Below are 20,129 nucleotides of genomic sequence, written 5' to 3'. Positions count from 1 at the left end.
CCTCTCAAAACGGACTGGCGGTCGGGCGCACAATCAGTTCGCTGACATCCACCTCTGCCGGTTGATCGATGGCGTAGGCAATCGCCCGCGCAATCGCGGCGGCAGGAATGGCGATTTTGCGGAATTCACGCATTTGCGCGCGGCCACCGGCATCGGAAATACTTTCGGCCAGGTCGGATTCGGTGACTCCGGGGGAGATCAGCGTGACCCGAATGTCACCCCCGACTTCCTGGCGCAACCCCTCGGAAATCGCCCGCACCGCGAATTTTGTGGCGCAATACACCGCCGCTGTCGGGCTGACGCTATAGGCACCAATCGATGCAATATTGATGAACTGACCCGAGCGCTGGGCCTGCATCAGCGGCAACCCGGCGGCGATACCGTGGAGCACGCCGCGGATGTTGACGTCGATCATGCGGTCCCACTCCTCGAACTTCAAACGTTCAAGTTTCGACAGTGGCATGACACCGGCGTTGTTGACGATCACATCGACCCGGCCGAAGCGTTCGACGGCGAAATCGATGAAGGCTTGCACATCATCGCGGCGGGTGACGTCTACTGCTTGAAACTCTGCGCTGTACCCGCTTTGCTTGAGCTCGGCGACCAGCGTTTCCAGGCGTTCGACCCGCCGGGCGCCGAGGACGACGCGAGCGCCCAGGCTGGCCAGCAACCGTGCGGTGGCTTCGCCGATGCCGCTGCTGGCGCCGGTAATGACAACCACTTTGCCTTGTAGATGGGACATGATGACTCTCCTGCTTCCGGTTTCGACAGGTCCAGATTAGGGAGGCCGCGCGGGGTCGGGTTAGCCGGTTTCTCCTGCCTTCTTGCACGATTCTGTACGGGCGATACGGCACTGGCCGGCATCGGCGCAATCGGTTTTACTAACGCGATCACAGCAGCGGCCAGGGAGATGGATCAGCATGACGGCTTCAACTTCTGCGGACGGCATCGACCTGCGGCGCGCCGAACTGGCCAGCCTGATGAAGCGTTTCGCCCCGGAATACGGGGTCCATCCGACGGCGATCAAGGATGTGCACCTGATCCGCAGCGATCACCCGACCGAGGATTTGCATAGCATCCACAAGCCGGGATTGTGTGTGATTGTCGACGGGCGCAAGGAGGTGCGGCTGGGGGCGGAACGTTATTTCTACGACGCGCTGAATTATCTGGTGGTGTCGGTCACCCTGCCCCTGGCCGGCAAGGTCATCGAGGCCAGCCCTGAACGCCCCTACCTGTGCCTGCGCCTGGACATCGACCCGGCGCAGATTTGCCGGTTGATTGCCGATGTTGGCTCGACCGCTGCGCCCACGACAACCCCTTCCGGGCGTGGTCTGTTTCTGGACCGCATCGACGCGCCGTTGCTGGATGCGGTGCTGCGCTTGCTGCGGTTGCTCGACACGCCGGACGACATTGCCGCCCTGGCACCGCTGGCCCAGCAGGAGATTTTCTATCGGTTATTGTGCGGTGAGCAGGGCCAGCGCTTGCATGAAATCGCCATTCCTGACTCCCAGACCCACCGCATCAGCCGCGCCATCGAATGGTTGAACAGGCATTACGCCGAACCGCTGAGCATCGAACGCCTGGCGCAGTTGATCAACCTCAGCACCTCGGCACTGCATCACCGCTTCAAATCCGTCACGGCCATGAGCCCGTTGCAGTACCAGAAACAGTTGCGCCTGCAAGAGGCGCGGCGGTTGTTGCTGGCCCAGGACAGCGACGTTTCGTCCGTCGGCTACAAAATGGGTTACGAAAGCCCGTCGCAATTCAGCCGTGAATACAGCCGTCTGTTTGGCGCTTCGCCGAGTAAAGACATGGCGCGTTTGCGGGAAGAAGCGACCTAGCGAGCCTTCCCGGCTTTTCCATCGCCCATAAAAAAACCCGCCGAAGCGGGTTTCTCAAGACCATTGCGACATCCTGTCGGCAGCCTTCCTGGCTAATGGTCGATCATCCGTGATCTGTAGGAGCAAGGCTTGCCCGCGATGAACGATGACACGGTTCTATCTGGACACCGCGTCAGCTTCTTCGCGGGCAAGCCTTGCTCCTACAAAAGCAAAAGCGTGGTGTTGCCGATGCTTTTTGGCAGACGAAAAAAAACCCGCCGAAGCGGGTTTCTCAAGACCATTGCGACATCCTGTCGGCAGCCATCCTGGCTAATGGTCGATCATCCGTGATCCTGAGCACTCCCTGTGCTTCAGTTGATGGATCCAGAATAGGCGCATCGCCGAAGCTTAAACAGACGACATACCCGCGAGTGCGTGTAAGCGATTGACCATTGGTGCCTGATTTTTTCCTGTGGGATCTGTGTTCTACGCGGTATTTGGGGATGGCAGCGATTTACTGTGGGAGCGGGCTTGCTCGCGAAAGCGGTGGGTCAGTCAGCATTGATGTTGGATGTGATGGCCTCTTCGCGGGCAAGCCTTGCTCCTACAGGGGATCTGGGTTGGCGCGGGATTTGTGTCTGGCGATGATCAAGGGTGGGAGCGAGCCTGCTCGCGAAAGCGGTGGATCAGCCAGCATTGATGTTGGATGTGATGGCCTCTTCGCGGGCAAGCCTTGCTCCTACAGGGGATCTGGGTTGGCGCGATATTGGGGGATGGCAGCGATTTACTGTGGGAGCGAGCCTGCTCGCGAAAGCGGTGGGTCAGTCAGGATTGATGTTGGATGCGATGGCCTCTTCGCGGGCAAGCCTCGCTCCCACAGGGAATTTGGGTTGGGCGCGGTCATTGGATTTTCGACAGACGAAAAAAAACCCGCCGAAGCGGGTTTTTCCCAAGACCATGTCGACTCCCTGTCGGCAGCGAATCCTTGCTTATGGTCGATCATCCGTGATCCTGAGCACTCCCTGTGCTTCAGTTGATGAGGCTAGATTACGCTTCGGATCCAATGTGCAATAGACGACATAGCTACCACCGCGTGTAAGACATTCGCTATACCCCGCTTCCGAAAACCCTTAGTCGACTCAGGTATCCAGGCTGGAAGCCGCGAGTTTAGCGATCTGCAGCTGACCTTCGGCCGCCAGGGTGTCGCCATCCTCAAGAAACCACGCCGCCGACAATCCGGCAAAGGCCAGCACCCATTGCAGCAAGCGCCGGCGCTCAAGCCCTGCCGCTTTCGCCACGATCTTGATTTGTCGCGCAAAACGCAGTGGATCCGTCGCCGTGGGCAGTTCCGGGTTGCAAATCAGGTTGGCGTAATCGAAACCGCGCTCGCCGATCACCCGTTTGGGGTCGATGGCCAGCCAGCCTCGCGGGCCGAAATCCAGAATGTTTTCGTGATGGATGTCGCCGTGCAGCACAACCACGTCTTGTGGCTCGGCCAGCAAGGCTTCAGCGGTGCTCAGACTCAGGGAATAGAGGCCGCCGTGCTGCGCGGCTGCCAGGCGTAATGATGTGAACCATTGCGCCAACGGCACCAGCGGCGGCAAGGGCGACGAGCGCGGCGCATGCAACCGCGCCACCGCTGCACAGAGGATCTGGCTGGCTTCGTCGTCCTGGCCGTTGAGTGCCATGTTCATCAACGAACGCCGGCCAATGGCACGTTCAAGCAACAACCCGTCACTGTGATAGGCGAACACTTGGGCTGCACCCTCACCGTCCCACCAGGTCATCAGCAGATTGCCGAACTTCTCCTCGGCTTCCACCGCCACCTTCAACATCGCCGGTACTTCCCCCATCCGCACCGGCAGCAAACGACTGCCGGGCGTGATGATCGGCTCGCCGTCCGGCACCAGCGCCCAGCGCTTCAACCAGGGTTCAAACATTTACTCTCCATGATGCTCACGGGCCTTGGCGCTGGTTTTCAGAAACTCTTCGATATTGCTCATCTGCTCATCCCAGCCCCGACTGTCCATGCGGAATGCCTTGAGCCGTCGGGTTTGGGGAATGTGATCGAAACCGGACTCGACAACCGTCAACAACGTGCCTTCGTCCATGTCCTGAAGTTCGAATTTCACCAGGGTGGTGGGCTCCTGGGAGTAATCGACCTCCGGTTCCACGGCATACGGATGCCAGCGAAACGAAAACACCCGCTCCGGCTCGACCCGCTCCACCAGGACATTCCACAGCAAGTGCTCATAACCCGGATAGGTAATCTGCCCCTGGGTCCATTCACCGGCGACAAAGCGCTTGCCCTCGAGCGACACGCCAAACCACTGGCCGAACGCTTCGGCATTGGCCACCACGCGCCAGACATGCGAGCGCGGCGCCTTGAGCAAAATCTTCCTTTCGATGCGATCTGATGCTGGATTCATAAGTCACCTCCTGTACTGAACAGTAGGCCTGTAAGACCACAAGACCAACCCTAAAGTTGTATCAAGCCAGTGCAATCGTCGCTCTCGGGATCTTGCTTGCGCCCTGAAAGGCCCGGAAAAGTGAATGTTAAAGTGCACATCGTTTGAATTTCAGGTCAAGGACGCCCCATGCCACATCCCACCCTACACGGCAGCTGCCTGTGCAAATCCATCGAATACCAACTCGACGGCCTCGACATGCCGATCGTTCATTGCCATTGCCAGACTTGCCGCAAGGCTCACGCCGCAGCATTCGCCTCGACCGCCGGGGTCATGCGTGAGCATTTTCGCTGGACCAAGGGGCAGGATCGGTTGAGCAGTTTTGAGTCGTCTCCCGGCAAGCTTCGGTATTTCTGCTCGGTGTGTGGTTCGCATTTGATGGCGGAACGTTTGGCTCAGCCGCATGTGATCGTGCGGGTGGCGACGCTGGATGCTGATCCGGGTATGACGCCGCAGGCGCATATCTGGACGTCTCATGATGTGCCTTGGCTTGAATATGAAGCCGTTGAACAATGCCCTGAGTGGCAGACCTGGATTCATCAGACGACACAATCCCCTGTGGGAGCGGGCTTGCTCGCGAAGAGGGCGTGTCAGTCGACAGTAATGCAGCCTGACACACCGCTTTCGCGAGCAAGCCCGCTCCCACAGGGTGAGCGGTGAATCGCAGATTCGCTACACTGCCCTCCACTTCCAATCCCACCACGAGAATCCCCCATGCACCCACGCTTTCTCCTGGCGCTGACGCCGCTGCTGTTCATCACCGCCGCTCACGCCATGGACTGTGACAATGCCACGACCCAGGGCGATATGAATCAGTGCGCCGGCCAGCAATACAAGGCTGCGGATAAAGAGTTGAATACGTTGTATCAGCAGATCACCCAACGGCTGAAAGACAGTCCCGATGCCAAGAAGCTGCTGGTCAGCGCCCAACGGAGCTGGGTGGCGTTTCGGGATGCGGAGTGCAAGTTCTCGGCTTCCGGGGTTGAGGGGGGCAGCGTGTATCCGCTGATCTACAGCAATTGCACGACCGGCCTGACCAAGGCGCGGGTCGAGGCGCTCAAGACTTATTTGAAGTGTGAAGAAGGTGATTTGAGTTGCCCGGTGCCTGGGGCTTGATGATTTTGTGTCTGTGAGGGCCTCTTCGCGGGCAAGCCTCGCTCCTACAGGGGAATGTGATCACCTGTAGGAACGAGGCTCGCCCGCGAAGGCGGCCTTCTGGACACCACACATCTCAGCGTTGCCACACCTCGGCATTCACAAAAAACGCCCGCGCATTGTCCTCCAGGCTTTCCAGGTGATACCCACCCTCCTGCACAATCAGACACGGCAACCCAAGGCTGCGAATCCGCTCGCCCAATACCGCAAACCCGTCCCGGGTCACCGCCACTTTGCTCTGCGGGTCCAGCACGAAAATATCGAAACCCAGGGACAGCACCAACACCTCGGCGCCGAAGTCCTTCACCGCCGCCAACGCCACCTCAAGTTGCCCAAGGAAATCCGCCTCACTGGCGCCGTGGGCCATCGGCAGATTCAGGTTGAAACCCTCCCCCGCTCCGACGCCACGCTCATCGGCAAACCCGGCAACCCCTGGATAGAAATTGGTCGGATCGCCATGCACCGAGACGTACAGCACATCGTCGCGGTCGTAGAAAATCTCTTGAATGCCCTGACCGTGATGCATGTCGGTGTCGAGCACCGCCACTCGCTCGAACCCTGCGCGCAAGACCTGCGCCGCCACTGCCGCGTTGTTGAGGTAGCAGAAACCACCGGCCGCTTCTGCCCGCGCATGGTGACCTGGCGGACGGCACAAGGCATACGCCGCCGGCTCGCCATCGAGCAACGCCTGGGCCCCGGCAATCGCGCTTTGCGCCGACCAATAGGCCGAGCGCCAGGTCTGCTCGCCCACCGGGCAACTGCCATCCGCCAGATAACGAGCGGCCTGGGCAAGAATCCCGCGCAAGGCATTGGGCTCGCGGACGAAGATGTTCGACATGACTTCATCGCCCCAATCTTCGGGGATTTCCTTCCAGCGCTGATGGGCTTCCTGGAGAAACGTCAGGTATGGCGCGCCGTGGACCGCCAGTAAAGGAACGAGTCCGGCATCGGTGGGTTGCTCGACCTTGAAGCCCAGGGAATGCGAAGCCTGTACCAATCGTTGCGCGCGTTCAGGCACTTCCTGCGGCGTGCGCATCTGCCCGCGGGAGTAGTAGCTGCGTGGGTGATGGAGCAATTGTTCGGGGTGGAAAAAACTGCGCATGGGATAAATTCCTGTTCTGAAACGGAGCACGCGCCCCTGTAGGAGCGAGGCTTGCCCGCGAAGGCGTCAGCACATTCAACATCTATGTTGACTGACACACCGTCTTCGCGGGCAAGCCTCGCTCCTACAGGGATTGTGGTTATTCAGTTCTTTCGGCGCGGGCCAGCACGGCGTTGAGCAACACGTCAGTGCCCTGGCGCACGTCCTCGGGCAACACGTCCTCGGCTTCGTTATGACTCAACCCACCCACACACGGGATAAACACCATCGCCGTCGGGCAGTACCGCGCCAGGTGAATCGCGTCATGCCCGGCGCCGCTGACAATCGATTGCTGAGCGTAGCCCAGGGCATCCACCGCGTGCTGCACCGCCGCCACGCACTCGCCGTCGAACGGTGTCGCCGGGCTGATCCAGTGCGGCGTGATCGTCAGCTTCAAGTCGCGACCGTCAGCAATCGCCTGAAGTCGTGCGCGGACTTGCTGCTCCATCGCCTCGATGGCTTCGTCGCGGTGATGGCGCAGATCGACCGTGAAATTCACCAACCCCGGAATGGTGTTGCGCGAGGATTTGTTGATGCTCAACTCGCCCACCGTGGTCAGGCCTTCGGGAGCGAAATCCGTGGCCAGAACCTCGATGGCCTGGATCATCCGCGCCACGCCGTACAGGGCGTCCTTGCGCAATGGCATCGGCGTAGTACCGGCGTGAGCCGCCATACCTTCAACCCGCACGTCGAGCCAGCGAATCGCCTGGCCGCCGCTGACCACGCCGATGCTTTTGGCGTTGTCTTCGAGGATCGGCCCTTGCTCGATATGCGCTTCAAAGTAGGCATCCACCGCACCGCCCAACGGACGCTCGCCGGCATAACCGGTGCGTTGCAACGCCTCGGCGACGCTGATGCCGTCGATGTCACGCACCGCCAGCGCCGTGTCCAGTTGCATGATGCCGGTGAACACCGCCGAGCCGAACATCGCCGGGGTGAAGCGTGCACCTTCTTCGTTGGTCCACACCGCCACTTCCAGCGGTTTGCGGGTCTGAATCCCCAGATCGTTCAGGCAACGCACCACTTCCAGACCGGCCAGCACACCGTAAACGCCATCGAAGCGGCCGCCCTCAGGCTGGGTGTCGAGGTGGCTGCCCATCATCACCGGCGCAGCGTCCGGGTCGGTGCCTTCGCGGCGGGCGAACAGGTTGCCGATGGCGTCCACGCTCAGGGTCATCCCGGCTTCGTGGCACCAGTGGGCGAAGAGTTCGCGGCCAGCCTTGTCTTCATCGCTCAGGGCCAGCCGACAACTGCCACCACGGGCCGTCGCGCCGATTTCAGCCATGGCCATCAGGCTCGCCCACAGGCGTTCACCGTTAATTTTCAACATACGTTACTCCTTAAAAACCGCGGTTAAGCGTTGGCCAATTCAACGCGTTCAGCGCTGGCATGACGACGGGCAAGGGATAAGACGCAGATCAGCGAAGTGGCGGCGATCAGGCTGTAGAACACCGCCAGCGGCCACCATTGGCCGGCGAATTTATGCGCCAGCATCGTGCCGATCAGCGGCGTCAGGCCACCGGCCAGCGCACCGCAAATCTGATAAGCCAGGGAGATCGCGGTGTAGCGCACGCGGGTCTCGAACATACCGCTGACGTAACCGGCGATCACCGCGTAGAACGAGGCCATGCACACCACCGCCAGGGCGATGCCGAGGATGATCAGCGACGGCTGTGCCGAGCTGACCAGCACAAACATCGGATACGGTGAGGCCATCGCCAGCAGCGACATCAGGCACAGGAAACGCGTCGCACCGATTTTCTCCGCGACCCACGCCGCCAATGGCTGAATGCAGAACTGAATAATCGCCACCACAAACAGGCACTCGAGGATCAGTGAGCGCGGCAACTCAAGTTGCTGGGTGGTGTAGGCGATCATGAAAGTGTTGGTGAAATACACCCCGGCGATCCCAAGGGTGTTGGCGCCGATACACAGCAGCAGCGGACGCCATGCGGTACGCAGCACTTCCATCACCGGCGCCTGCTCCTTGCGTGTGCTTTTGCTGGCCAGTTCGCGGCTGGCGAGGAACTCCGGGGATTCATTCACACCCAGACGAATCGCCAACCCCACCAGCAGCAACAGCGAACTGGCAAGGAACGGCAGGCGCCAGCCCCAACTCATCAAGTCTTCTTCCGGCAAGCGAGTGACTGCACTGAAGGCCAGCAACGACAGGATCAAACCCGCCGGGCTGCCCAGTTGTGCAAAGGACGCGAAGAAGTTGCGACGGCCCTTCGGCGCATGCTCACCGGCCATCAACACCGCCCCGCCCCACTCGCCGCCGACGGCGATGCCCTGGACGATGCGCAACAGGATCAACAGCACCGGCGCCGCAACGCCGATTTGCGCGTAAGTCGGCAGCAAACCGATGCACACCGTGACCACACCCATCATCAGCAAGGTGATGATCAGCGACTTCTTGCGCCCGATACGGTCGCCGATATGGCCAAAGATAATCCCGCCCAACGGTCGCGCGAAGAAACCCACAGCGAAGGTGCCGAACGCGGCCATGGTGCTGAACAGCTTGTCGTCGGAGGGGAAGAACAGCGCACCGAACACCAGCGCGGCGGCGGTGGCGTAGATGTAAAAGTCGTACCACTCGATCATGGTGCCGATGAAGGCAGCCGCTGCGGCACGGCGCGGTTGAGACGAAGCAACAGGCTTCATGGGGTCGGGCTCCTTTGATTGTTTTTTTGGCAGGAGAGAAACGCTAAATCCAAGGCACTCTGGCGGCGCCTGTCTGGGGGTGATTTATCGTCCCGGGGCTATGATTAGTCAATTTTCTATTTATTATGCGGATTATTACGCCTGCTTATAATCGAGAACCGCCATGGCCGAACGCGAAGTGCAACGCCTGCTCAATGACCGCCTCGACTGGAACCTGCTGCGCACCTTTCGGGTCATCGGCCAGGAACTGAGCATCAGCCGTGCCGCCGCCCGTCTGCACCTGACGCAACCGGCAGTGAGTCAGGCGTTGAAGCGGCTGGAAGAACAACTCGGCCGGCAACTGATCGCCCGGCGCGGACCGCGATTTGCCCTGACCGAAGTCGGCGAGCAGATCTTCGAACTGGCCGGGGAAATCTACGGGCAGATGTCGCAAGTCAGCAGCGTGCTGGAGCAACCGGCCGACGAAGTGATCGGCAAGGTGCGGTTGCTGATCATCAGTCGGATCTTCTCTGAACGCTTCGATGACTTCCTCGCCGACTTTCACCGTCAGCACCCACGGGTGGATCTGGAAGTGGACGTGATGCGCAGTTCCGACATCGTCAGTGCCCTTCAGGAAAAGACTGCGACCCTGGGACTGAGCCTCAACCGCCGGCCACAGCCGCGCCTGGAACAGCGGCTGTTCCTGCGTCAGCGCTATGCGTTTTTCTGCGGCAAGCACCATGCATTATTCGGCCAGCAGAACGTCGCTGAGGGGGATTTGCAGCGGGAGAATTTCGTCAGTTTCACCAGCGACCAGATTGGCGGCATGCTGTCGCCGCTAACGATTTTTCGTGATCAGCAGGGTTTCAGCGGACGCATTGTGGCGTCGTCACCGAGCCTGGAGGAAGTCCGGCGATTGGTGATCGCCGGGTTTGGTATCGGCTGTCTGCCCGAGCATGTGGTGGCGGCGGATGTCGACGCCGGATTGCTCTGGCGCCTGCCGCCCCACGAAGGGATTGCCGATGTGGACATTCATTTGTTGTGGAACCGCGAGCAGCGCATGAGCCGCGCGGAGACACTGTTTATCGAGAGCTTGCAGGCGTGCTTGACGGCTTAGGTTTTTAAAACCTGCGCAACCGGTTCGCCGGATTTTAAGCGTTCCAGCAAACGCGGCTCGGCGTGATCGGAAGCCAGGGCTTGATCGATGACCACCGCAGCGGTCGGCCAGTCGAGAAACAGCACGCCGTTGTCGTCCGCCAACACCAGATCCCCGGGATTGACCGTGACGCCAGCGCAGTGGATCGGCTGATTGATCTGGCTATCGCCGCGCCCATGCAACTTGGTGGTCAGCAGGCTGGTGCCGCGAGCGAAGATCGGCAGCCCGGCTTCACGCAGTTCCAGCAAGTCAGTCACCGCGCCATCCACCACGATGCCCACGGCACCGGCGCAACGTGCGGCGCAACTGGTCACCGCGCCGACCGGAGCGTGTTGGTGATCGCCCCCGGTGTCGATCACCAGCACATCACCGGGTTTGATCAGCGCCAACGCCTGGTTGACCGCGATGGCATCGGCGCCGACCAGTTTCAGGGTCAATGCGCGACCGACCACTTTCACATTAGGCACCATGGCCCGCAATTGGGAGTCGGCGAAGCCCTCCTCCAGGAAATGCCCGAGGGTTGGAAAGCTCACTGCTTTGAGTTGTTCGATCAATCGTGATTCATCCATGTTGCGGCTCCTTGGTTATCAACTCCGCGACACATTCGATTTCCAGCGACACACCCCACAACGTCACGCACACCGTGGTGCGTGCCGGCGGCGCATGGCCGAGGAATTCGCGATACACGGCGTTGAACGGCTCCAGTTGCGCCGGATCGGTGAGGTAGGCGTTGACCTTGATCACATGGCTGAAATCGGAGCCGGCTTCAATCAGGATCGCCTCCAGATTGCGCAAGGTTTGTCGCACTTGTTCGGGGAATTCGGCGGGTTGATCGTCGAGCCCACTCTGAGCCGGAATCTGCCCGGCGGTGAATACCAGATGACCGCTGACCACCGCTTGGGAGTAAGGCCCGACCGGGCCGATGAAACCTGGGGCGGATTGGATTCTGCGCATGCTTTGGAACTCCTGGGCTTAGGCCGCAGCCGATTTAAAGGGTTTGTGCTGCGGGTCGGCCGGAGCCTCGACCGGGACTTCGCTGATGTCGCGCTTGAAGGTCTCGGTCAGCAGCAACAATGCCAGCAATGAAATCGCTGCCGCGCCGATCATGTACCAGGCCACCGAAGACCCTTTGCCAGTCGCCGCCAGTAATGCGGTGGTGACAATTGGCGTCGCCGCACTGCCCAGCAAACCGGACAACATGTAGCTGATCGACAACCCCGAATAGCGCACCCGCGTGCCGAACAATTCGGCGAGGAACGTCGCAATCGGGCCGTAATTGGCAGCGAACGCGGTCATCAACATCAGGTAACCGAAGATCACCAACGGCAGCTCTTTGGTGTCCATCAACCAGAACATCGGGAACGCCACCAGGGCTTCAGCGATGATGCCGGCGACAATGATCGGCTTGCGTCCGTAGCGGTCCGACAGCGCGCCGAACACCGGCAACATGACGATGCACCAGGCGCAGGACAGCAACACCACGCCGAGCATCGTGCTGCGACTGAAGCCGAGATTTTGCGTGCCGTAGGTCAGGCCAAACGCGACGATGATGTTGAATGACGCACCGGTCGACATGGTGGCGATGCCGCCGAGCACCACTTGCTTCCAGTACTTGCGAAACACTTCGGCCAGGGGCATTTTCACCTGCACTTCGGCTTCCTTGACCTTGTTGAAGGCCGGGGTTTCGGCGATGTTCAGGCGGATGTACAAACCCACGGCGATCAGCAACACGCTGGCGAGGAACGGGATCCGCCAGCCCCAGGCCAACAGGTCTTCCGGGGACAGGTAGGCCGCGATCAACAGGAAGGCCAGGTTGGCGATCATGGTTCCGGCCGGGACGCCGATCTGCACCCACGAACCGTACAAGCCGCGCTTGTTGGCCGGCGCATGCTCCACCGCCATCAACACCGCCCCGCCCCACTCGCCGCCCAGCGCCAAACCTTGAATCACCCTGAGCAATAAAAGCAGGATCGGCGCCCAGATGCCGATGGCCGCGTAGTTGGGCAACAAGCCGATGGCGAACGTGGCGGCGCCCATGGTCAGCAGCGAAATCAGCAACATTGACTTGCGTCCCAGTTTGTCACCGAAGTGCCCGAATAACGCTGCGCCGACGATCCGTGCCAGATAGGCCGAGGCGAAGGTGCCGAAGGCCAGTAACGTGCCGATCAACGGCACAAAGTCCGGGAAGAACACTTTGTTGAACACCAGCGCCGACGCCGTGGCGAAAACAAACAGGTCGTACCATTCCACGGTGGTGCCGATGACACTGGCCACCGCGACTTTTTTCATGCTGATCGGCGGGTCGCCGGACTTTTCTGCGGACGATAGATCGCTCATCACTGACTCCAGGAATTTGATTAATTGTTTTTTACTGGCAGTAAATCGTTTGAGAGTGAGGGATTGTTGTTATGCCTCGCCCAACTTCGTGGGCGAGTTTGTTGTTAGTAACCGAGTGTTCGGTCGGCGCAATTCAAAAGCGGTTCATCGGCGTTTAAACGGCGGAAGTTCTCCGCTATTTGTTCGGCAATACAATCGTGGGACGCGGCCGAAGCCATGTGCGGCGTGATCGTGACGCCGGGCATGTTCCAGAGAGGATGATCGGCGGGTAGCGGTTCTTGTTCGAAAACATCCAGTAAAGCGCCGCGCAATCTTCCTCGTTTCAGGGCGTGTTCGAGGTCATCGATATTCAGGTGACCACCGCGGCCGCAATTGACCAGCGCGGCGCCATTGGCCAAGTGTTCGAATGTTTTGTTGCCAAGAATGCCGCGGGTTTCGCTGGTCAGCGGCAACAAGTTGATCAGCAGTTCCAGGCCATCGAGAAACGGGTTCAGTTGTTCCGCACCAGCAAAGGTCTGGACACCGTTTAAATCTTTGCCACGACGAGCCCAACCACGAACGTCGTAACCCGCGCTGGCCAGATCCTGGGCAATCGCGCTGCCCAGCGAACCCAGCCCCATCACCCCGACCTTGAATTGCCCCGCGGCCCGTTGCAGCGGGCGCTCCCAGTGTTGCTGCCGCTGTTGCTCCAGTACTTGGTCGAAGCCCCGGTGATAGTGAATCACCGCCCAGCGCACGTACTCGGTCATGCCCTGGCGGTGGCCGGGATCGACCACCCGGCACACCGGCAAATCCGGACACGACGGGTCGTGTTCCAGGTGATCGATACCGGCGGCGACCGAGTGAATCACTTGCAGGTTCGGCAATGCCGCGAGGCTGCCGGGCAAGGGAAACCAGCACGCGGCGATCTGCGCATTCTTGGCCAACGGATCGTCGGCCAGCACCGTGGTGAGTTGCGGCGCGCTGCGGGCGAACGCGGCTTGCAGTTGCTTAAGTAACAGGCTGTCGCGGGACAGCAGGACGACGGTGTTCATGAAAGGTAGGACTCGCGCTGGGATTCGATCAGGGTCAGGGCGGCCTCCCAGGCCAGGTCGATGATGTTGTCCTGTTCATCACGGTCAAACTGTTCGGCGGTGTGGGCGCAAACTTCCGGCGATGGATAATGCAGCGCCGAACCACCGGCCAGCGCCGCCACTTGCGCCTGACAGGCACGCTCCAGAAAGTGGATTTCCTGGAACGCCTGGGCCACGCCGGAGCCACCGACCAACAAGCCGTGATTGCGCAGGATCATTGCCCGGTGCGGGCCAAGGTCGGCGATCAAACGCTCGCGCTCATCCAGCGACAGGGCGATGCCTTCATAGGTGTGATAAGCCAGTTTTCCGTAAAACTTCAGCGCGTGCTGGGTGATCGGCAGCAGACCTTGTTTCTGCGCAGCGACGGCCATGCCGGCGGCGGTGTGCGTGTGGATTACGCAGTTCAGGTCCGGGCGCGCCATGTGGATCGCCGAGTGAATGACAAACCCTGCGGCGTTGACCCGGTGACCGGCGTATTCGGGATCGACGATGCGCCCGTCCTGATCGATGCGCACCAGGTCCGAGGCGCGCATGCGGTCGAAAATCACCCCGTAGCGGTTGATCAGGAAATGATGCTCAGGTCCTGGAATGCGCAGGGTGATGTGGGTGTCGATCAGGTCGGTCATGCGAAAGTGCGCGACCAAGCGATACAGCGCCGCCAGTTCGCAACGGGCTTGCCATTCAATCGGGTCGATGTGTGCGGGTTTACTCACGAATACACCTCTTTAGCAGCGTGGGTGACGACCGGGTTGGCGCGCAAGCGAGCCAGGCCGCAAACACCGATCAGGGACAGGGCCGAGAGCAAGGTGAAGAACACCGCCAGCGGCCACCATTGTCCGGAAAATTTACTGGCCAGCAGCGTGCCGATCAGCGGCGTAGTGCCGCCGGCCAGGGCGCAGCTCAACTGGTAAGCGATGGAAATGCCCGAGTAGCGCAGGTGCACCGGGAACGCCTGGGTCATGTACCCGGCAATCACCGCGTACAGCGCCGAGAGGATCACCACCGCCAACGCGATGCCGGCGGTCATCAACACGATGTTTTGCGTGCCGACCAGCAGGAACATCGGGTACGGCGTGACCATGCACAACAGCGCGACGAGTTTCAGGAAGCGACCTTCGCCAATCCGCTCGGCAAGCAATGCGGAGAGTGGTTGCGAGAGCAATTGAATGACCGTCACCAGGAACAGGCAATCGAGAATCGTCGAGCGCGGGATGCCCTGGTATTGGGTGACGTAAGTGATCATGAAGGTGTTGGTGAAGAAGAACCCGGCGGAACCGATGGTCACGGCAGCAGCGGCGAACAGGATTTGCCGCCAGCAGGTGCGGATCACGTCCTTCACCGGGTATTGGGCGGTTTCGTTGTTGTCCCGGACCTTGGCGAATTCCGGTGATTCGTGGACCCCGGAACGGATCATCAGGCCCACCATCATCAGCACGCCGCTGGCCAGGAACGGCAGACGCCAGCCCCAGGCGAGGAAGTCCGCTGGCTCAAGCGATGTCACCAAGCGAAAAGCGATCAACGCCAGCAGCAAACCTGCCGGGCTGCCGAGTTGGGCGAACGAGGCGTAGAAGGTCTTGCGTTTGGCCGGTGCGTGCTCGCTGGCCATCAGCACCGCCCCGCCCCACTCGCCGCCGACGGAAATCCCCTGGATCAATCGCAGCACGATCAGACCGACCGGCGCCCAGATGCCAACGCTGGCGTAGCTCGGCAGCAAACCGATTCCGGCGGTGGCCAGGCCCATCAATGCCATGGTCACCAGCAGCATTTTCTTGCGGCCCAAACGATCTCCCAAGTGACCGAAAACCATACCGGCCATTGGTCGGGCGATGAAGCCAACGGCGAAACTGCCGAAGGCTGCCAGGGTGCTCATTACCGGGTCACTGCTGGGAAAGAACACTTGCCCGAGCACCAGCGCCGCCGCGGTGGCGTAGATGTAAAAGTCGTAGAACTCGATGGTCGTGCCAATGAAGGCAGCGGCCGCGGCTCGTCGCGGTTGAGGGGTAGTGTGCATGCAAGGACCCTGTGTATTTATAGTTTTGGGCAGGTACTGAAGGCTGGATACGGTTGCACTCTGCGGCGCTTGTGGGCTTTATCGCTTCCATGCCAGGATTAGTCAATTTTCAAATTCTTATCTTTACTATTAGCCGTGCTACTACATGGATTATTTATGTCCTCCACTTCGAACCCGTGGGTCGGTCGTCGTTTTCTGAATGACCGGCTCGATTGGAACCTGCTTCGCACTTATCTGGTGATTGGCCAGGAAGGCAGCATGAGCCGCGCTGCCGCGCGTTTGCACATCACCCAGTCGGCGGTGAGCCAGGCGCTGAAACGTCTGGAAGAACAATTGGAATGTGTGTTGATCGCCCGCAGCGGCCGGCGCTTTGATCTGACGGAAACCGGGGAAGAAGTCCTGCGCATTGCGGCGGATATCTACGGTGATATTTCCCGTTTGGGCACGGTGGTGGAAAGTCGGCATGACGATGTGGTGGGCAAGATCCGCATCCTCACCGTCAGTGGCGTGCAGGCGCGGCACTACGATGAGTTTCTTGCAGACTTCCATGAAACCCACCCGAAAATCGAGCTGGAAGTCGAGGTGATGGGCAGCTCGAACATCATCAGTTCGTTGCTGCAAAAGACCGCAACCATTGGCGTCGGCCTGTGCCGTTTACCGCAGCCACGGCTGGAGCAGCGGGTGTTGTTTCGTGAGCGTTATGCGTACTTTTGCGGCCAGCGGCATCGACTGTTCGGGCAAGAGAACCTGACCTTGGAACAGTTGGCGGCGGAGAACTTTGTGAGTTTTACCAGCGATCAACTGGGCGGCAATCTTTCGCCGTTGACGCTGTTTCGGGATGAACAGGGCTTTACCGGCAAGATCGTCGCCTCCTCCACCAGTTTCGAAGAAATTTACCGCTTGATCTGCGCAGGGTTCGGGATTGGTTGTTTGCCGGTGCACTTGGTGCGACGGGATGTGGAGCAGGGTCTGCTCTGGCGTTTGCCGCCGGAAGACGGCGTGGTGGATTTCGATATCCAGCTGTTGTGGAATCGCGAGCAGAAGATGACTCAGGCAGAAACGGTGTTCCTGGAGAGCTTCCAGCACATGCTCAGCATCCGTGAGCCTGTGCTGTGAAGCTCTGAGCGCTTAGACGTGTGGATCGCCCGGCGGTTTGGCGGGCGTGGCGTATTGAGGCTTGAGATGGCCGTCCTGATCGAGTAGCCAGGCGTCCATGATCTGCCGCACCACCGGACCAGCGACGCGACCACCGGCCTCGCCGTTTTCGATCATCACCGAGATCACAATCTTCGGGTGTTCGGCCGGGGCGAAACCGACGAACAAGGCGTTGTCGCGGTTACGTTCCAGGGTCTTCGCCCGGTTGTAACGCTCACCCTGCTTGATCGCCACCACTTGCGCGGTACCACTCTTGCCGGCGATTCGGTACTGGGCCCCCACCGCTGCAGCCCGGGCGATGCCGCGCGCGTCGTGCATCACCATTTGCATGCCGTGGTTGACCTGTTCCCAGTCACGCGGATCCTTGAGCAGGATGTTCGGCATCGGATTCTCGTCTACCGGCGCCACGCCGTCGACGGTCTTGGCCAGGTGCGGTCGGTTCCATACGCCTTTGTTGGCAATCAACGCGGTGGCCTGGGCCAGTTGCAGCGGCGTGACCTGCATGTAGCCCTGGCCGATACCGAGGATCACGGTTTCCCCCGGGAACCATGGCTGACGCCGGGTCGCGCGCTTCCAGGCCTGGGACGGCATCAGACCGGGCGACTCTTCGAACATGTCCAGGGAGACTTTCTCACCCAACCCGAACATCGCCATGTAGTCGTGCAATCGGTCGATGCCCAACTTGTGCGCCAGGTCGTAGAAGTAGGTGTCGTTGGAACGCATGATCGCTGCGTCCATGTCCACCCAGCCATCGCCGCTGTGGTTCCAGTTGCGGTATTTGTGATCGAAGTCCGGCAGTTGGTAGTAACCAGGATCGAAGACGCGGGTTTGCGGGGTGACCACACCGGCATCGAGACCGGCAATCGCCATTTCCGGCTTGATGGTCGAGCCCGGCGCATAGAGGCCACGCAAGACACGGTTGAACAGCGGCCGGTCGATAGAGTCATGCAGCGCCGCGTATTCCTTGAAGCTGATACCGGTCACGAACATGTTCGGATCGAAGCTTGGCTTGCTGACCATGGCCAGCACTTCGCCGGTCGATGGATCGAGGGCAACTACCGAACCACGACGATCCCCCAGGGCATCTTCGGCGGCTTCCTGAAGGTGAACATCGAGGCTCAGAACGATGTTTTTGCCCGGTGTCGGATCGGTGTGCTTGAGCACGCGCAGTACGCGGCCCTGGGCGTTGGTCTCGACTTCTTCGTAACCGACGTGGCCGTGCAGTTCAGACTCATAGAACTTCTCGATGCCGGTCTTGCCGATGGATTGGGTGCCGCGGTACTCCACCCCATCCAGCGCCTTGGATTCTTTCTCGTTGATACGACCGACGTAACCGATCGAGTGGGCGAAGTGTGCGCCCATCGGGTAGTGACGGACGAATTGCGGCTCGACATCAAGCCCCGGCAGGCGGAACTCGTTGACCGCTAGGACGGCGATCTGCTCTTCGGTGAGTTCGTAGAACAAGGTCACCGGAACGAACGGGTGCCGCGCCTGCTTCATCGCTTTATCGAACAACGTGCGGTCTTCAGCCGGCAAGTGCAGGAGATTGACCACCTCATCCAGTTCTTCTTTGACGTCGGAGGTGCGTTCGCGGGTGATGGTCAGGTTAAAGCTGGGCCGGTTGTCTGCCAGGACTACGCCATTGCGGTCAAAGATCAGCCCTCGTGTCGGGGTGATCGGCAAAACGTGGACGCGGTTATTTTCGGAGATGGTCGAGTGGTAGTCGAACTCGACCACTTGCAGTACGTACATGCGCACGACCAGCGCGCAGGTGATGGCGACCACAAACAAGGCGCAGGCCATCAGTCTTTTATTGACCAGGCGCGTCTCTTTTTCGTGATCTTTGATCGGTATCGGTTCGGGCATTTCTGCAGCAGCTCTTTGACTATGAAGGGGGTGCCGATCCTCAGGCTTGAAATCAGTCCGTTAAAAAACGAGCTGCACCATACCAAAAATGACGCCGGCACTTTAGCGCGATTTCCTCGAACGGTTGTCCTTGAGGGCCAAAACGACGGTCGGCCGTGTGGGAGGTCGGGATGTACTCGTGCGTTTTACTCAAGATTGATATTCCCATTCATGCATTTTTCTTGCTGATAGGCCTGTAGATACTGGGTGCATGTGATTCCCTTTTTGGAGCTTTTTATGCACTCACGATTTCAACGATTACTGGGCTCGAATGGGTTTTCCATTGGCCTGGAACTGCCGCTGGATAACGATTGGTCCACGGCTGGACAGCGGCTTCGGACGGTCGAGGACAGGCCTTTCGGTGTTCCCGATCTGAAGCAGCATGCGGCGATGGCACGCTTGGCCGATAAGGCCGGGTTTGCTGCGCTTTGGGTGCGCGACGTGCCCGTGTATGACCCCAATTTCGGCGATGCGGCCCAAGTATTTGAAGCCTTTTCGTACCTTGGCTACCTGGCGGGGATTACCGACAACATTATGTTGGGCACGGCAGCGGTTGTTCTGCCATTGCGGCAGCCGTGGCTGACACTGAAAGCTGCCAACAGTGTCGACGAGCTGAGTGACGGACGCCTGCTGCTGGGCGTTGCCAGTGGTGATCGGCCGATGGAGTATCCGTTGTTCGGTGTCGACTACGCCCAGCGAGGCGAGATCTTTCGAGATACGGTCGAGTTGTTGCGCAGCCAAGGTGACGGTCGCTTGCCTGTGGGTGCGCGCCTGCTACCGGAGCGTGATCAGCCGGTGCCGTTGCTGGTGGCGGGACTGGGGCAGCAGTCTCCGGCCTGGATTGGCCAGCATATGGACGGTTGGCTCGCCTACCCTGGCACCCCGGATGAGCATCGTCGTCGCGTGGGGTTATGGCGTGAGGTCGGCGGCGATAAGCCTTACCTCAGCTTTGTTCATCTGGATCTGGAAGCAAATCCTTATGCGCCAATGCGGCGCGTGCGCTTCGGCGGTAGTTGCGGGCGACTGGCATTGATTGATGAGCTTCAAGCGTTGCGTGATGCAGGTGTGCAGCATGTGGGCCTGCATATGCGTCGTAGCGAACGCCCCGTGGCAGAGGTGATTGAAGAGATCGCTGAACATGTCCTGCCAATGTTTCACTGACGGTGCGGTTGGCTGTACCCAGGGATAGCCATTGAGCTGTCCCTTTTCTTTGCGCACTTTCCTGCGGGCAAAACAAAACCCCTACCTGCATACGCAGATAGGGG

At 60.0% G+C, this 20,129-nt stretch carries 18 protein-coding genes and 1 pseudogene; 6 read left to right on the top strand and 13 right to left on the bottom strand.

Annotated features, from left to right (window positions below):
- Positions 1-4 precede the first annotated feature (4 nt).
- Positions 5-742, bottom strand: coding sequence for an SDR family oxidoreductase (locus BK667_RS21545; protein WP_123598820.1), 738 nt, complete (start codon positions 740-742; stop codon positions 5-7).
- Positions 743-920: 178 nt separating this feature from the next.
- Between BK667_RS21545 and BK667_RS21540 the strand changes: the two genes are divergently transcribed.
- Entirely contained in the window at positions 921-1,841 is a 921-nt protein-coding gene (locus tag BK667_RS21540; RefSeq protein ID WP_123598819.1) for an AraC family transcriptional regulator, read from the top strand.
- A 1,118-nt stretch (positions 1,842-2,959) separates the two neighbouring features.
- Here BK667_RS21540 and BK667_RS21520 read toward each other — a convergent pair.
- Both BK667_RS21520 and BK667_RS21515 read right to left on the bottom strand, forming a co-directional pair.
- The gene (locus tag BK667_RS21520) at positions 2,960-3,760 is read right to left on the bottom strand and encodes an aminoglycoside phosphotransferase family protein (protein WP_123598818.1); all 801 of its coding nucleotides are present in this window, start codon (positions 3,758-3,760) and stop codon (positions 2,960-2,962) included.
- Positions 3,761-4,249, bottom strand: a complete 489-nt coding sequence (locus BK667_RS21515; protein WP_123598817.1) for an SRPBCC family protein — start codon at positions 4,247-4,249, stop codon at positions 3,761-3,763.
- Between the two features lie 168 nt (positions 4,250-4,417).
- Between BK667_RS21515 and BK667_RS21510 the strand changes: the two are divergent.
- Both BK667_RS21510 and BK667_RS21500 read left to right on the top strand, forming a co-directional pair.
- Positions 4,418-4,816 (top strand): annotated as a pseudogene (locus BK667_RS21510) (GFA family protein); the annotation flags it as partial.
- Positions 4,817-5,002: 186 nt separating this feature from the next.
- Positions 5,003-5,404 (top strand): lysozyme inhibitor LprI family protein, encoded by a 402-nt coding sequence (locus tag BK667_RS21500; protein ID WP_123598816.1) that lies wholly within the window; start codon positions 5,003-5,005, stop codon positions 5,402-5,404.
- A 115-nt stretch (positions 5,405-5,519) separates the two neighbouring features.
- Here the strand turns inward: BK667_RS21500 and BK667_RS21495 are convergent, their stop codons facing one another.
- From BK667_RS21495 to BK667_RS21485, 3 genes are all read right to left on the bottom strand, one after another.
- On the bottom strand, positions 5,520-6,545 hold the full coding sequence (locus tag BK667_RS21495) for a histone deacetylase family protein (RefSeq protein WP_123516124.1): 1,026 nt from the start codon (positions 6,543-6,545) through the stop codon (positions 5,520-5,522).
- Between the two features lie 139 nt (positions 6,546-6,684).
- A complete protein-coding gene (locus tag BK667_RS21490) occupies positions 6,685-7,914 on the bottom strand; it encodes a Zn-dependent hydrolase (RefSeq protein WP_123598815.1) in 1,230 nt (409 codons plus the stop codon).
- A 23-nt stretch (positions 7,915-7,937) separates the two neighbouring features.
- Positions 7,938-9,248: an MFS transporter gene (locus BK667_RS21485; protein WP_123516120.1), complete on the bottom strand. Its 1,311-nt coding sequence runs from the start codon at positions 9,246-9,248 to the stop codon at positions 7,938-7,940.
- A gap of 163 nt (positions 9,249-9,411) precedes the next feature.
- Between BK667_RS21485 and BK667_RS21480 the strand changes: the two genes are divergently transcribed.
- The gene (locus BK667_RS21480; protein WP_054053465.1) at positions 9,412-10,344 is read left to right on the top strand and encodes a LysR family transcriptional regulator; all 933 of its coding nucleotides are present in this window, start codon (positions 9,412-9,414) and stop codon (positions 10,342-10,344) included.
- Here BK667_RS21480 and BK667_RS21475 read toward each other — a convergent pair.
- The 6 genes from BK667_RS21475 to BK667_RS21450 all read right to left on the bottom strand — a co-directional run bounded on the left by BK667_RS21475 (position 10,341) and on the right by BK667_RS21450 (position 15,804).
- Positions 10,341-10,952, bottom strand: a complete 612-nt coding sequence (locus BK667_RS21475; protein WP_123598814.1) for an RraA family protein — start codon at positions 10,950-10,952, stop codon at positions 10,341-10,343. The genes BK667_RS21480 and BK667_RS21475 overlap by 4 nt on opposite strands.
- Positions 10,945-11,337, bottom strand: a complete 393-nt coding sequence (locus tag BK667_RS21470) for a RidA family protein (RefSeq protein ID WP_123598813.1) — start codon at positions 11,335-11,337, stop codon at positions 10,945-10,947. Before BK667_RS21470 ends, BK667_RS21475 begins: the two co-directional genes overlap by 8 nt.
- Before the next feature lie 18 nt (positions 11,338-11,355).
- Positions 11,356-12,720, bottom strand: a complete 1,365-nt coding sequence (locus BK667_RS21465) for an MFS transporter (protein WP_123516112.1) — start codon at positions 12,718-12,720, stop codon at positions 11,356-11,358.
- A gap of 104 nt (positions 12,721-12,824) precedes the next feature.
- Positions 12,825-13,754: a 2-hydroxyacid dehydrogenase gene (locus BK667_RS21460; RefSeq protein WP_123598812.1), complete on the bottom strand. Its 930-nt coding sequence runs from the start codon at positions 13,752-13,754 to the stop codon at positions 12,825-12,827.
- The gene (locus BK667_RS21455) at positions 13,751-14,506 is read right to left on the bottom strand and encodes a class II aldolase/adducin family protein (protein ID WP_123409846.1); all 756 of its coding nucleotides are present in this window, start codon (positions 14,504-14,506) and stop codon (positions 13,751-13,753) included. Before BK667_RS21455 ends, BK667_RS21460 begins: the two co-directional genes overlap by 4 nt.
- The gene (locus BK667_RS21450; protein ID WP_123598811.1) at positions 14,503-15,804 is read right to left on the bottom strand and encodes an MFS transporter; all 1,302 of its coding nucleotides are present in this window, start codon (positions 15,802-15,804) and stop codon (positions 14,503-14,505) included. Before BK667_RS21450 ends, BK667_RS21455 begins: the two co-directional genes overlap by 4 nt.
- A gap of 156 nt (positions 15,805-15,960) precedes the next feature.
- On the opposite strand from BK667_RS21450, the gene BK667_RS21445 reads away from it, so the two are divergent.
- On the top strand, positions 15,961-16,920 hold the full coding sequence (locus BK667_RS21445) for a LysR family transcriptional regulator (protein ID WP_123409844.1): 960 nt from the start codon (positions 15,961-15,963) through the stop codon (positions 16,918-16,920).
- Between the two features lie 12 nt (positions 16,921-16,932).
- On the opposite strand, the gene mrdA is transcribed toward BK667_RS21445, so the two are convergent.
- Positions 16,933-18,825, bottom strand: a complete 1,893-nt coding sequence (mrdA, locus tag BK667_RS21440) for a penicillin-binding protein 2 (protein WP_123598810.1) — start codon at positions 18,823-18,825, stop codon at positions 16,933-16,935.
- Between the two features lie 276 nt (positions 18,826-19,101).
- Between mrdA and BK667_RS21435 the strand changes: the two genes are divergently transcribed.
- Positions 19,102-20,025: a TIGR03571 family LLM class oxidoreductase gene (locus tag BK667_RS21435; RefSeq protein ID WP_123598809.1), complete on the top strand. Its 924-nt coding sequence runs from the start codon at positions 19,102-19,104 to the stop codon at positions 20,023-20,025.
- The last annotated feature ends 104 nt before the right edge of the window (positions 20,026-20,129 follow it).

It is taken from the genome of Pseudomonas frederiksbergensis, from assembly GCF_003732705.1.
Taxonomy (GTDB): domain Bacteria; phylum Pseudomonadota; class Gammaproteobacteria; order Pseudomonadales; family Pseudomonadaceae; genus Aquipseudomonas; species Aquipseudomonas frederiksbergensis_F.
This window is presented reverse-complemented; position numbering and strand designations above follow the sequence as displayed.